Origin of the sequence: Paenibacillus sp. DMB20, from assembly GCF_000987955.1 — a bacterium.
In the GTDB taxonomy this organism is placed as follows: domain Bacteria; phylum Bacillota; class Bacilli; order Paenibacillales; family Paenibacillaceae; genus Paenibacillus_AQ.
This window is the reverse complement of sequence record NZ_LAZU01000021.1, coordinates 463,909-476,710: the sequence shown is the minus strand read 5'-3', so window position 1 is coordinate 476,710 and position 12,802 is coordinate 463,909. Positions and strand designations below refer to the sequence as shown.

Annotated in this window: 12 protein-coding genes and 1 pseudogene; 10 read left to right on the top strand and 3 right to left on the bottom strand. The window is 49.6% G+C overall.

Going from position 1 to position 12,802, the window contains the following annotated elements:
* The first annotated feature begins 112 nt into the window (after nt 1–112).
* Nucleotides 113–301 carry a DUF6431 domain-containing protein gene (locus tag XI25_RS36805; RefSeq protein WP_442950370.1) on the top strand — a complete coding sequence of 63 codons (189 nt, stop codon included), beginning with the start codon at nt 113–115 and terminating at the stop codon, nt 299–301.
* Here the strand turns inward: XI25_RS36805 and XI25_RS34450 are convergent.
* Nucleotides 296–469: pseudogene (locus XI25_RS34450) on the bottom strand (transposase); the annotation flags it as partial. The gene XI25_RS36805 and the pseudogene XI25_RS34450 sit on opposite strands and share 6 nt — an antisense overlap.
* Nucleotides 470–579: 110 nt before the next feature.
* On the opposite strand from XI25_RS34450, the gene XI25_RS09385 reads away from it, so the two are divergent.
* The 3 genes from XI25_RS09385 (at nt 580) to XI25_RS09375 (ending at nt 2,551) form a co-directional block, all read left to right on the top strand.
* Nucleotides 580–954 carry a PilZ domain-containing protein gene (locus XI25_RS09385; protein ID WP_046678326.1) on the top strand — a complete coding sequence of 125 codons (375 nt, stop codon included), beginning with the start codon at nt 580–582 and terminating at the stop codon, nt 952–954.
* A gap of 334 nt (nt 955–1,288) precedes the next feature.
* Entirely contained in the window at nt 1,289–2,242 is a 954-nt protein-coding gene (locus tag XI25_RS09380) for a class 1 isoprenoid biosynthesis enzyme (protein ID WP_046678325.1), read from the top strand.
* A 69-nt stretch (nt 2,243–2,311) separates the two neighbouring features.
* Nucleotides 2,312–2,551 carry an NHLP leader peptide family RiPP precursor gene (locus tag XI25_RS09375; RefSeq protein WP_046678324.1) on the top strand — a complete coding sequence of 80 codons (240 nt, stop codon included), beginning with the start codon at nt 2,312–2,314 and terminating at the stop codon, nt 2,549–2,551.
* Nucleotides 2,552–2,647: 96 nt separating this feature from the next.
* Here the strand turns inward: XI25_RS09375 and XI25_RS09370 are convergent, their stop codons facing one another.
* The gene (locus XI25_RS09370) at nt 2,648–4,414 is read right to left on the bottom strand and encodes a sensor histidine kinase (RefSeq protein ID WP_235439778.1); all 1,767 of its coding nucleotides are present in this window, start codon (nt 4,412–4,414) and stop codon (nt 2,648–2,650) included.
* Between the two features lie 378 nt (nt 4,415–4,792).
* Entirely contained in the window at nt 4,793–6,760 is a 1,968-nt protein-coding gene (locus XI25_RS09365) for a sensor histidine kinase (RefSeq protein WP_235439777.1), read from the bottom strand.
* Between the two features lie 228 nt (nt 6,761–6,988).
* On the opposite strand from XI25_RS09365, the gene XI25_RS09360 reads away from it, so the two are divergent.
* The 6 genes from XI25_RS09360 (at nt 6,989) to XI25_RS09335 (ending at nt 12,702) form a co-directional block, all read left to right on the top strand.
* Nucleotides 6,989–8,173, top strand: coding sequence for a carboxylate--amine ligase (locus tag XI25_RS09360; RefSeq protein WP_046678323.1), 1,185 nt, complete (start codon nt 6,989–6,991; stop codon nt 8,171–8,173).
* Nucleotides 8,174–8,200: 27 nt separating this feature from the next.
* Nucleotides 8,201–9,685 (top strand): UDP-N-acetylmuramoyl-L-alanyl-D-glutamate--2,6-diaminopimelate ligase, encoded by a 1,485-nt coding sequence (locus tag XI25_RS09355; protein WP_046678322.1) that lies wholly within the window; start codon nt 8,201–8,203, stop codon nt 9,683–9,685.
* Entirely contained in the window at nt 9,675–10,397 is a 723-nt protein-coding gene (locus XI25_RS09350; protein WP_046678321.1) for an aspartate/glutamate racemase family protein, read from the top strand. The genes XI25_RS09355 and XI25_RS09350 overlap by 11 nt, the downstream gene beginning before the upstream one ends.
* A gap of 268 nt (nt 10,398–10,665) precedes the next feature.
* Nucleotides 10,666–11,205, top strand: a complete 540-nt coding sequence (locus tag XI25_RS09345) for a hypothetical protein (RefSeq protein WP_046678320.1) — start codon at nt 10,666–10,668, stop codon at nt 11,203–11,205.
* Nucleotides 11,206–11,483: 278 nt separating this feature from the next.
* Nucleotides 11,484–11,876: a hypothetical protein gene (locus tag XI25_RS09340; RefSeq protein ID WP_046678319.1), complete on the top strand. Its 393-nt coding sequence runs from the start codon at nt 11,484–11,486 to the stop codon at nt 11,874–11,876.
* Between the two features lie 133 nt (nt 11,877–12,009).
* Nucleotides 12,010–12,702: a peptidylprolyl isomerase gene (locus XI25_RS09335; RefSeq protein ID WP_046678318.1), complete on the top strand. Its 693-nt coding sequence runs from the start codon at nt 12,010–12,012 to the stop codon at nt 12,700–12,702.
* Nucleotides 12,703–12,802 lie beyond the last annotated feature (100 nt).

The following is a 12,802-nucleotide window of genomic DNA, read 5'->3' as shown; positions in this document are numbered from 1 at the left end:
CAAGGGAAAACTTGCAGAAGCTTGTATCATGAAACCGTTCTCAAGGATTTTTTATAATATATCATCTCTTCCTTTTCTAGGCAATAATAATGTTGCGGCTAGAAGATAACGAGTGGGAACGGAGATTGCCGCCAGCTCTTCATACGCCGGATGCGTTGCACAAAACTGCCGGAAGATCCATCATGAACTTCCGGATTGCGTGGTGCGGTACAAGCGGTACGAATCCGAATACATAGAAGAAGTTGTTTCGCAACCGGAAGCGCATGATAGGGGACGCCCTTGGTTGGCTGGCGCGAATTAGAAATTGCAGTGCGATTACGGTTTCGCTGGTCGATGAAAGGCGTACTCGAATACGCCCAAGTCTAAACTCGCGCTTGCCTTCACCGAATTTTCCTTCTATTGCGTTGCGCTCGCTGGCATCTTGTTGTGAAAGCTTGCGATGTTCGGTTTGCTTTTCTTTAGTTGGCCGTACCATCCTCTACTGGTTCCCTTGATTTCCAGTTTTGACGGTAGATGACGATAGATTTGCCAGTGGCTGTCCATTATAATGAGAGCATAAACCGACTGGGAGGAAGATCGTTGAACCACCGTAAAGAGCCTTTTCGATATGTATTTTACCAGCCGCTGCCCTGTTTGCTGGAACTCAAGGAGTTGAACGGAACGCCCGTAAACAGCAAGCCGGCGGAAGCGGAGCTTTTAAATATCAGCAAGAGCGGCTGCAAAATAACCAGCGGTTTGAATCTTCATGCCGACACGAACGAAGTGACGGTCGTTCTGCATTTGACGCTTACGGAGACTCCGATTCATTGTCCCGCCGAAATACGATGGCAGCGGAACGACTCCTCTTTACGTTTTGAGTACGGCCTTCGCCTAAACCTCCCGCCTGCCGAGAAAGAAAGTATTTTGATAGGCTTGCGGACCCTGGCCGCAGAACGCAGAATCGTAGTTGAATAAAAAAAAACGTCCATCGACGTACTTTCTCAGAAGACAGACCGCGTTTATCGGAAGTTTTTCTTGCGAGATAAGGATGGCATACCTCTGTTGTTTATACTATCCTAACTCTTAAAAGCCGGCGGAAGTCTTTCGGGGACTTGGGGACTGATCCCATAACTTCCGCGGGCTTTTTTGTCATGTTCAGAAAGCATGAAGCGATTGCATCTATCCTCTTATCAAAGAAGAAATTGTAAATATTTAACTCAATAGGAATATGTGGTAATATGGGAGAGCAACCAGGCAAAAAAACACCTTTGAAGTTGTCAATTGTAAAATATTTAAGGCTGGTGATGCTATGGACTGGTTTCAACCGTATGAAAGTGATCTGGCGGAAGTATTTGCGGAATGCGGCGCGGTCATCGCCGACTTCCCTCCTCCTCTGGATCAGATGGGGCTTCGGTATATGCGGCAATTTGACGTATTTGAGCAAGGAAGCGCCAAAAACTATATTTGCTACCTCCTTCCCTTTTGGATGAAAGACCTCACATCTCTGCCCCCGGCTGTATACCGCAAACTATCTGTCGCTAATATTTTCGGGATGCTCTACTTTTTTATTCAGGATGACATTATGGACACCGCACCGGAAGAATACCGTCCGGGTCAATGGAAGTTTCAACTGGCGCTTGCCAACCTCCTTCAAAGTGAATTCATTCGGTTGTATCAAGAATTCTTCCCATCAGACAGCCCTTTTTGGTCCTATCTGCGAAACTACGTTCAAGAATGGGCCGAAGGGGTCATTTACGAATGCGACTACGATGACTTCCGGCACCATCCCATCGGAATTGCCAAAAAAGCGGCCCCGGTTAAACTGGGAAGCACCGCGGCCTTGCTGCTTGCCAATCGGAGCGATCTGATAGCCCAAGCCTCCGAGTTCATGGACCATGTGCTCCTCACCCTGCAAATGATGGATGATTGGGCCGATTGGGAGCAGGACTTGGCGGATGGCAGCTACAACTGTCTGCTCTCCCTGATTAAAGCCGAGAATAATCTGACGAAAGACCACCGTCTATCCCGTGCCGAGGCGGAACAGGCGATATACCTCAACGAGACGCTGCGCCGTTATGCGGAAATCGCATCCGATACACATCATCGCCTGCTCGATTCGCCGATTCATGCCCCCCATGTCCTATCCTTTCACCAAACCTTGCTTAACGAGTTGAATGCAGATGCCGACAGCATCGAAAACGGACGCAAAATGCTGGAGCATGGCGGACTGAATTACTATCTGTCTATATTAAACAAAAAATAATAGATTTTATATTTATTCCATGGTATTCTTTAAGAGTAATAAATAACCAATTTTGAAAGGGTGATTCTAATGACGACAGAAGCCATCTTTCAAACGCAATTGATTCAAAAAGCATGGGAGGATCCTAGCTTTAAGGCAAAACTGCTGAGCGATCCGAAAGCAGCCATCAAGGAAGTCCTTGGGGTATGGATTCCGGACCACATCCAGGTAAGAACCGTGGAAGAACAGTCCAACGAGCTGTATCTGGTCATTCCGCCCAATCCGTCCGGAGTCATTAAATCCGAAGCCAAGGAAAAGGCCATGTGGTAACACCTACATAATTAATAAGACAATACGCATAAATCGGATATATTTCCAAACAAGCAAAAGGAGTGGGACGGGCCGTCCCCCTTCGCAGCCAACGGCTTATCCGTTGGCTGCGGGCAAGGTAATGACGGCATCCGTTCCCGCTCCTTTTTTGCTGCTGTAATGAATTTTGCCGTTCATGGCTTCAATGATCCTGAAGGTAACCATTAAACCAAGCCCGGTTCCCTTCGTTTTATTGGAGAAATACGGTTCCCCCAGGCGGGCCAACTCATCGGCTTCCATCCCCTCTCCGTTATCGCACACGTGAATATATACCTGATCCTGCCGGGCGTAAGCCCGGATATGTATTTGTCCTTCATCCTGAAGCGCTTCAATGCTGTTTTTAATGATGTTGATGAGCGCCTGCTTGAACTTGGATGAGTTCCCCCGAATCCATATTCCTTCCGGAATATCCACCGTGATCCGGCCTCCCTGGAGATGGGCGAGAGGTGTCAGAATCCCTTCGATGTGTTTGAATTCATCCGATATTTGCAGCGTGGATACCCTGCCGTATTCCGGCTTCGCAAAGGTCAGAAAATCCGTTATGATTCCGGCTGCCCGATCCAGCTCGACCAGAGCCATATCAAGATATTCACGCTCCGAAGGATGGGACCTTCCGCTCAAAAGCTGCAGGAATCCTCTCGTTACCTGAAGCGGATTGCGGACCTCATGGGCAACCGAGGCAGCAAGTTCACTGATGATCTCCATTTTTTCCGACCGCTGAAGCTCATGATTGAACATTTTCAATTCTTGGGAATACTTCATGATCTGTTCATGATTTTGCGCAAAAAGACGGCCCAAAATAATGATCAGCATGACCACGAAACCGGCGACTCCCCATTTCCAGTAAACCAGCTTGTAATCCCCGCCGCTGATAAAGAACCGGAACAGCTCACCCAGACTAACCCCCGCAAAAACGGCAAAACCGATATTAAAAATAAACGCATCCTTATTGCCCTTGAACGCATAGACCATTGAGCTTCCGATCAGCAGCATGAACTGCACAATCATCGTCAGACCCAGCACCTTTACGGAAAACAGGTAATACAATTCATCATACCGGCCCAAGGACAGCTGGTTTACAATCAAGAACGCCAGACAGAAGACGGAGTACCCGATCTGGAACTTTCGCAGTTTTCGAAGCAGTCCCTTCCTTCCCGGCCCGAATATTTTCTCGAAAAAGAGGCTGAAGGACGGCAGCAAAATCAAAAGAGACAGATCGTAAAGCTTGGTAAACAATTCCCCCTTGTTCTGGAACAGGATATACAAGAAAGGCGAATATGTAAAAACGAGTATCCCAACGGACAAAATCACAAGCGAGAGAGACAGCACGCTCAGGATGTACCTTCTGTTGAGAAAGATCGACCAGATCAGCATCGTCAGGGCAATGAAGATAAACGTGCTGCCGAGGACGATATCCGCAAGGTTGCTTTTGACAAAACGGGTGAGCAGCGTATGAAAATCGCCGATAAAAACTCGGTTATTCAAATTCGGCTGGTCGTTTTCCGTTTCCAGCCACAGATAGATGTAGGGGGCCGATAATTCTTCATGGAGGGGTAAGAGGATCTGACTCAGCTGATAATTGTAGCTTGATTCATAAATTTTCTCCGTACCTGCAAAAACCGTAATTCGCTTGCCGTAGATTTTATCGAGCAAAATGGCTTTGGTGGAAGTATGAAGATCGGGGACTTTCAATCGAATCCACACCGCATTTTTGGTTTTCGTATGGTTGAAAGCAGTCTCAGCCGGCAACCATTGCTTTTCCGCTGCATGTTCCGGGGCTTTCTCGGGGGGCTTCCCGCGGAATCGATCCACATCAGGGACCATTCCGATATTTCCTCCGCTTCCTCGGAATGGCTGCCGTAAGCAGTGTTCCAAACGCTTAAAAGCAGCGCTGCCGATAATGTCCAAAGGACGAATACTCTTGCATTAAACGCCATCTTCATGCTACACCTCAACAATAAGGATGGAAACGACATCATTAAGAGAGTTGTTCCTTCTCGGTGCCGAAAGCTCGTTTTTTTGATACAGAATGAATGGTTATACATTCGATATTCAAGGTCCATGTACCTTCTAAAAATCGGAAATTTGAAAAATTATTCCTAAATTGTACGGAATAACATAAAAAACGCCCTTTCGAGGGCTCCAGATCCTTGAACCAAAAAGGAGGCCCCCAAAGGGTGCCTCCTCCATTGATGCTTATGGTTACGCCTGCTCCATCTCCCGGGGCTTTTCGGCAAGCGGGATGGTAATCATGACCTCCGTGCCGATGCCTTTATGGCTCGTAAAAAGAATTTTCCCGTTCATCGCTTCTATTATTCGAAAGGTGACCATCAGCCCCAGGCCGGTACCTTTGGTCTTATTTGAAAAATACGGCTCGCCGAGCCGGGAAAGCTCGTTCATATCCATACCGATGCCGTTATCCCTTATATAGATAACCGCCTTCCCTCTATCCTTCACCGCCCATATCTTAACGGTGCCCTCATCGTTCAATGCTTCAATGCTGTTTTTCACGAGGTTGATCATCGCTTGCTTCAATTTGGACGAGTTGCCGGCAATGTAGATGTCATTCGGAACGTCCAGCTGAATCGTGCCTCCTTCAAGGTTGGCAAGCGGATGGAGTATCCCTGCAACATGCCGCAGTTCTTCCGATAAATTCAGCAAGCTGATCTGTTCCATTTCGGGCTTCGCAAACGTTAGGAAATCCGTAATAATGGCGGAGGCCCGGTCCAGTTCTTTAAGCGCGAGGCCCAGATACTCCTGTTGGCCCGCATTTGATTTTTCGGTCAGCAGCTGCATGAACCCTCTTGTTACCTGCAGCGGATTGCGAACCTCATGCGCGACCGAAGCGGCCAGTTCGCTAATAATTTCCATCTTTTCTGACCGTTGAAGCTCATTGTTGAACAGCTCCAGCTCTTTCGAATACCGGACAACCTGTTCGTGGCTCCGCATAAACTTCACGCCGATCATGACGATCAGGGAAACAATGAACCCGAGAACTCCCCAATTCCAAAGATAGAAATGATAATCGCCGTTCTTGGCATAAAAGCTGATCAAATCGGCCAGAGAGGCAGCGGCCAGAACAACGAAACCAATCGAAAAAATGTAAGCGTCCTTATTTTTTTTCGCCGCATATGCAGCCGTTACGCCGATAAGGAGCAGCATTTGCAATATCATGATCAAACCCAAAACCTGGACGGAGAACACGTAGTATATATCATGATATCGATTGCCGCCGATCAAGTTAACCGTCATGAATGCGGCGCACCCCGCGGAATAAACCGACTGGAATATTCTAAAGCGCCGGATTAAGCCAAAGGGGCCAGGACCGTATATTTTTTCGAAATAAAAGGTCAGCGATGGAAAAAGCACGAACAGGGCAAGATCAAACATCGTCACCCATATTTTTCCGTGGTCCGCAAAGAACGTATACATAAAAGGCGTATAAGTGATCAGCAAAATTCCGCTGGAGCCGCTGACGGCGGTCAGGGCAAGCCAACTGGACCTGTAATGCCTAGGCAGGAAAAACAGGCAGAAAAACATGACGACAGCGATAAACAGAAACGTGCTGCCCATAACAAAGTCGCTTAAATCCTTCCGGATAAACTCACCCCGCAGCTTTTCGTACTCCCCGATTTTAAGGCTTCCTTCCATTCCATGCGATTTGCCAGGAGAGTCAATCCTCAAGTACAAGGTTTTGCCCGCATCCTCCCGGTGGATCGGCAGAAGGATTTTGTGGCTTGTATACATATAATCACGCCGGGACTCATAAAGAAGACTCTCATCCAGATAAGCCAGAACCGTCAATCCCTCCACCCGTTCGAGCGAAATGGCGGGACGTTTCCAAATAAGCTCCGGCAGCGTGGTCCGAAACCACGCAGACGCTGCTTCTTTTGGCCTTATGGCGGATTCCCTTTCCCGGGCCAGGCTCTTCCAATCCCGGTTGTTTTTTATTGCAGCCGGCGTAGCAGGCTCTGTTCCCCCAGACTCCCACAGGACCTGCCATTCAGGGTTAAACGTTTGCGTCTGCGTTTTGTGTCTCTCGGCATCCGGTGAGCATCCCGGCAGAAGAAGGGTGAGCGGCAACCATAACCAAAGCCATGTGATGATTTTTTTAGGCACAGCCTTCATTTCGGTAAGCACCTCAGCCTCCGTTCGTAATCCATACACCATTGTCCAATCCTTAATGATTCGACACTCTCCGTATCACCTACCAATATATCATGAAATCCGAATCGTGTTATTTAAATTTTATGCCGGGAACATCCGGCTTTTTTTCCGAAACAAATTGTTCCATTGCATCAAATCTATTTGTAATATAAGAGGCGAAGAAGTATTATTATTATTTGATATACTTAAGAGGTTGTACTTTCTATAAAATTTTGATCGGGATGTGCTTTCATGAACAACAAGGCGGTTATTTTAGGTTGCAACTATTATATTGGCCTGAGCACGATTCGCTGCTTGGGTATTCATGGCATTCACACGGTCGCCGTCGACTATTCCAATAAACACGCTTACGGCGCAAAGTCGAAATATACCTCCGAACGGCTGATTGTTCCCCATTATAAGGAAGAAACGGAAGCGTTCATTAACTACCTGCTCGATTATGCACGCAAGCAAAGCGCTCCGCCGGTTCTCATTCCGTGCCATGATTCTTATGTGGAAATCATCGATGAGTACCTTGACGAGTTAAGAGAGTTCTATTTGATTCCGCAGACGGAAAAAGGTTTATACACGCGGATGATGAACAAGGAAGTTCTTCATCGCCTCGCCCAGGAAAACGGAGTGAACGTTCCGGAAACGGTGCGCGTAAACGAAGACCATTTCTTTGAAAAAATCGAATCCACGATCAAGTTCCCTTGCATCGTGAAACCTACCGATTCCCCTACGTTTGTGGCAAAGTTCCGCCGCAAGCTGTTTAAAGTGCACAATAAACAAGAGCTGATAGAAGCGCTGGAGAAGGCGGAAAAAGCCGGCCTCGAAGTGATTGTGCAGCGCATCATTCCCGGCTTCGACGATCATATGCATACGTTCGATGCCTACCTGAATCAAGACTCCAAAGTGACCAACTGGGTGACCTGTCAGAAGTTCCGCCAGTATCCGATCAACTTCGGGGCTTCGGTATATACCGGGCAAAAGTACATTCAGGAGCTCTATGACATCGGCGCGCCGTTCCTTGAAAAGATGGGTTGGAAAGGCTTTGCCGAGATCGAGTTCAAAAAAGACGCCGAAACGGGCAAGTTTTATCTGATCGAGGTCAACTGCCGCATCACGAATCTGAACAATCTTCTGTTCAAAGTCGGCATGAACGTCCCTTACCTCACGTACATGGAGCTCACGGGCTCGCCGCAGCCGCCAAGCGCGCTGAAAGACAACACGAACCGCGTCTTCTGGTACGGTTATGAAGACATGCTCGCGGTCCGGGATTATATCAAAACCAAACAGCTTACCGTCGGACAAGTCTTCAAGTCACTGTTTAAGCCGAAGGCCTACGCGATTTGGGATTGGAAAGATCCAAAGCCGGCCTTTGCGTATGCCTCCATGATCGGCGGAAAAGTATTCAAGAAAGTATTCAGAAGATAGGAACCCAGGAAAGGAGTTGACTGCGCCTTGCGATTATTATCCGTATTGCGGGATTTGGATTTCGACCTTGTCCAAGGCGATCCGAATGTTGAAGTGGAAGCCGTGTCTTTCGACTCCAGGGAAGTGGTTCCGGGCGGGGCCTTCGTGGCCATCTCAGGCTTTACGGTAGACGGGCATGCCTTCATCCCGAAGGCGCTCGGTCTTGGCGCATCCGTCATCATCGTCGAAAAGGATGTCCGGATCGATGAGCCGGTCACCGTGGTGAAAGTCAAAGATACCCGCGATGCGCTCGCCCGCGTATCCTCCAACTTCTACGGCAGACCGACGGAAAAATTGAACATGGTCGGAATTACCGGAACGAACGGGAAAACCTCGATCAGTTATTTTATCAAGTCCATACTGGAGCATGCCGGTAAAAAAGTCGGAATTATCGGCACCATCGGCACAGTGATCGGCAGCGAGCTTCGCAAAAACAAAAATACGACGCCGGAGGCGCTGTATCTTCAACAAATTTTTGCCGAAATGGTCAGTTCGGACATTCAAACCTGCGTCATGGAAGTATCCTCCCACGCGCTAAGCTTGAAAAGGGTGGCGTACAGCCGTTTCAGCACGGGCATCTTCACGAATCTGACGCCGGATCATCTGGAGCTTCACAACAGCATGGAAGAATATTTTGAAGCGAAGTCCCAGCTGTTTGAGCTGACGTCGGATTATAACATTATCAATGCGGACGACCCCTACGGCAGAAGGCTCATCGATAAGGTTCAAGTTTCCCCTGCCAAAACCATTACATACGGAATCGATCATAAAGCGGATGTGTACGCCACGGACATCCGTTATTTTATCGACTCAACCGTATTTACGGCACATACTCCGGACGGAAGCATTGAAATCAAGGTGAACCTTCCGGGGGACATTTACGTGCTGAACAGCCTGGCGGCCATAGCTTGGGCGCGCTGCAGCGGCATTCCGCTTGAAGTGGTCAAGGACGGGATTCAGGCGGTCGAAGGCATTAAGGGCCGCATGGAGGTTGTGTATAGAGATGACAGCAATTTGGTCATTGTTGACTTTGCCCACACCGAGGACAGTCTCGAAAAAGTTCTGACGACGCTTAAACCGTACGCCAAGGGGCGGATTATTCTCGTGTTCGGCGTTTATGCCGCTCCCGGCGAGCTCGGGCTCCCCAAACGAAGGGCCATGGGCAAAGTCGCGGCGCAACACGCCGACCTGTCCATCGTCACCTCCGACAACCCGAAGGATCAGGATCCCGATTCGATCATCGCGGATATCGTGGACGCCGTGGAAGAGGCGGGCGGGAGCTACAAAGCGATCGTGGACCGCAAAGAAGCGATCGAGTATGCCCTCTCGGCTGCACGGCAGGATGATATCGTTCTGATCACCGGCAAAGGTCACGAAACCTCCCAAATTATCGGGAAAACTGAAATTCCCTTTAATGAAGCGGAGATCGTGAATGAATTTAAAAAGAGGCAGTTGTTGAATAATGGAAAATAAAAAATTAGGCGTGATCGGGGGCATGGGCCCTCAAGCCACCTCGGTCTTTTTTGAAAAGGTCATCGAAAATACCGCAGCCGAGCGCGACCAGGATCATATCCACATGATCATCCTGAATCACTCTACCCTCCCGGACCGCACGAAAGTCATTCTTGAAGGACGCGGCGATCTGTTTTTGGACGCCGTAGCCAACGACTTGAAACTGCTGGAGTTGGCCGGCGTGTCCAACATCGCGATCCCATGCAATACATCCCATTATTTTCATGACGAGATGCAGCAGATGACAAGCGTGAATATCATCCATATGGTGGACGAGACCGTCAAGGAAATCCATGATCGTTTCGGCGGCAGCGCCAAGGTAGGCATTTTGGCCACCAACGGCACGGTCAGCAGCGGCATTTACCGCAAGAGCTGTGAAAAGTACGGCATGACCCTGCACGAACCCGATGCCGAAATGCAATCGAAGGTCATGGACATTATATATAATGATGTTAAGGGCCAGAAAAACGTGGATCCGAAAAAGCTTGAATCCCTGATCCACCGGCTTGTGTACGAGGAGCAGTGCAAATGCGTCATTCTTGCCTGCACCGAGCTGTCCTGCATTGAGCTGGACGGCTTCTACAAGGAATGCTCCATCGATGCGATGGAAGTGCTTGTAAACCGTTCCATTACTTTGTCCGGCAAGTCGTTGGCTGCCGGGACGGCAAAATAAGTCCGTTCGAAACAGCCGGCTATTATATTCTCTCGCAAAGCGCTTCTCACGGGTTATGTACCCGCATGAGAGGCGCTTTTTTTGATGAAACGGGTTTCTGCCGGGCGGGAAAGGCGTTCCCCTTTTCTTGCCGTTCATGGTTCATAAAAGACGCCGAACCGGGGCAAAGCTAAACCGAAAGCTTTCGATTCCTAAGACGGCGGGGATTCATTCCCTGCCCAGCGGTTTAAGTCGAAGTATAAACCTATCCTGAAAGGGGACGTGCAAGATGCGCGACGAAATCAACCGGAATACCTACGGTGACTTGGTGAACAAGCAGTACGAACAGATGGATCCTATGGACCCGATGACCGATATGCCGGAGGAAGAACCCCGTGGCAGCGCCGCGAACACAAGCCGGGGTCTGAACGGAACAAACGGGCAGTCCCCCATCGATAAGGACGGACTGGAGGAGGAAACGGCCGGGAAGCTCCCGCTGGATCATGTCCCCGCGGACACCGCCTTTTCGCTTGGCAAAGACGCGAATGCGACCTATCCCCGGCGGAATCCGCAGTACGATCCGGCCTACAGGGAGGACGCCCGCTTGATCCAGGAGCGGGATCAGGATAATGGGCAAGCAGCAGCGGATTCCGGCATAACCGAAGAAGAAGCTCCCTTGGAGGACATTCCCGATGCGGATGAGCTTCAAGCCGGCAGCCCTGTCGATCCGGCATTCCCTCAAGGAACCGACCAGCTCGGAATCGATCTGCTGAACGGCGTGGGCGGGGTTGACGATGAAACAGGGCGAAAACTTCCGGAAGATTTTTGATATAGCGCGAGTTCAAAAAGAAGGTTTTTGTATTAGTTCTGGAATAGGAAATCAAGCAGCCAAAAAATGGCCGCCCATAAAAGGATACCGATCAGGGCTCCCCACAGCAAACCCGTCCAAATGTTTCCTTGTTTATCCATGCCCGGTTCCTCCCGACTGCTAAATAGATTAGTAATCAGTATAGTCTAGCACTTTGGAAACTATACTGATTTATTTTGAAGCACCCCCCTCCCTCCCTTCGTCATACAATATGGCATATGACCTTGGAGGGATCTTGCATGAAAGGATTGAAAGCATTGCGGGGAGGACCGGGCATTACGCTTCAGCAGCGGCTGGCCGCGCTGAAGGGCCGTCTCGTCGAAATCAATGCGCCCCATACCGGACTTGAACCGGGACGCCTTGAAATCGTATATAAGCATAATTTTATTCGGGTACAAGGCGAGCTGTTCGTGCCTGCTAGCTTAAATTCGATTCGGGTGTTCGATACAAAACCGGTTGAAAAAGGCATTCGGGTCGGGGTTCGGACGACGTTCGCCAGCGGAAGCTCGTTTGACCGGATGCGGCTTGTCCGCATCGGATCGGATTTTATCGAAGTCCAGGGGAAGGGAAAACACCCGTCCCGCATTCTGTTTCCGCTGAATAAAGTGGAGGGGATATACCGGGTCAAGTAGATCTCCTATTTATCTTCCATGCGAAAACCTGCCTTCGGGCAGGATTTTTTTGTGTTTAGTCCCGGCTGTTTTTCGGTAAGGACAGATATGATAATATACAATCATGAATCTACTTGAGGAGGAACGTAACACGATGAAATCCAAAAACAGGCTGATGACCGTCCTTCTGCTGCTTTTGACCATGCTGGTCGTCACGGCCGGCTGCGGAAACGACAACGCAAGGAAAGATGAAGGCAGTACCAACGGCGCTGTGCCTGCCCCGGCCGAGCAGCCCAAGCCCAAGAAAAACGTACCGGATCCGAATGCAAGCCATCCGGTCGTAACCATCGAGATGGACAGCGGCAAAACCATCAAAGCCGAGCTGTATCCGGAGGTTGCCCCCAATACGGTGAATAACTTTATCTCGCTCGTGAAAAAGGGCTATTACGACGGGACAGGCTTTCACCGGGTCATCCCGGGATTCATGATCCAGGGGGGAGATCCCGAAGGAACCGGCGCAGGAGGTCCGGGCTACAGCATCGCAGGCGAGTTCACGCAAAACGGATTTCAGAACGACCTGCTGCATACCCGGGGCGTGTTGTCCATGGCACGCTCGGAAGCCCCCGATTCCGCAGGATCCCAGTTTTTCATCATGCATGCCGACTCGCCGCATCTCGACAATCTGTATGCCGCCTTCGGAAAGGTAATCGAAGGAATGGATGTCGTCGATGAGATCGCTGAGCTTCCCAGAAACGGTATGGACCGTCCTGCCGATCCGCTGCCTACGATGAAAAAGGTGACGGTGGACACGCTCGGCAAGGATTATCCCGAGCCCGAGAAGCAATGAGTTATAAAGCCCTCCTTAATCGCGGAGTAGCCCTGCCAGCAGAGATCATGCTTTTCTGAAGCGAAGACGGGAGTTAGAGTTAAACAAAGGGAGTACAAGC

Coding starts and splice junctions, on each gene's coding strand:
- XI25_RS09380 (WP_046678325.1), top strand. CDS start 1,289: ATGGACTGGTTTCAACCGTATGAAAGTGATCTGGCGGAAGTATTTGCG.
- XI25_RS09375 (WP_046678324.1), top strand. CDS start 2,312: ATGACGACAGAAGCCATCTTTCAAACGCAATTGATTCAAAAAGCATGG.
- XI25_RS09370 (WP_235439778.1), bottom strand. CDS start 4,414: ATGGTCCCTGATGTGGATCGATTCCGCGGGAAGCCCCCCGAGAAAGCC.
- XI25_RS09365 (WP_235439777.1), bottom strand. CDS start 6,760: ATGGTGTATGGATTACGAACGGAGGCTGAGGTGCTTACCGAAATGAAG.
- XI25_RS09360 (WP_046678323.1), top strand. CDS start 6,989: ATGAACAACAAGGCGGTTATTTTAGGTTGCAACTATTATATTGGCCTG.
- XI25_RS09350 (WP_046678321.1), top strand. CDS start 9,675: ATGGAAAATAAAAAATTAGGCGTGATCGGGGGCATGGGCCCTCAAGCC.
- XI25_RS09345 (WP_046678320.1), top strand. CDS start 10,666: ATGCGCGACGAAATCAACCGGAATACCTACGGTGACTTGGTGAACAAG.
- XI25_RS09340 (WP_046678319.1), top strand. CDS start 11,484: ATGAAAGGATTGAAAGCATTGCGGGGAGGACCGGGCATTACGCTTCAG.
- XI25_RS09335 (WP_046678318.1), top strand. CDS start 12,010: ATGAAATCCAAAAACAGGCTGATGACCGTCCTTCTGCTGCTTTTGACC.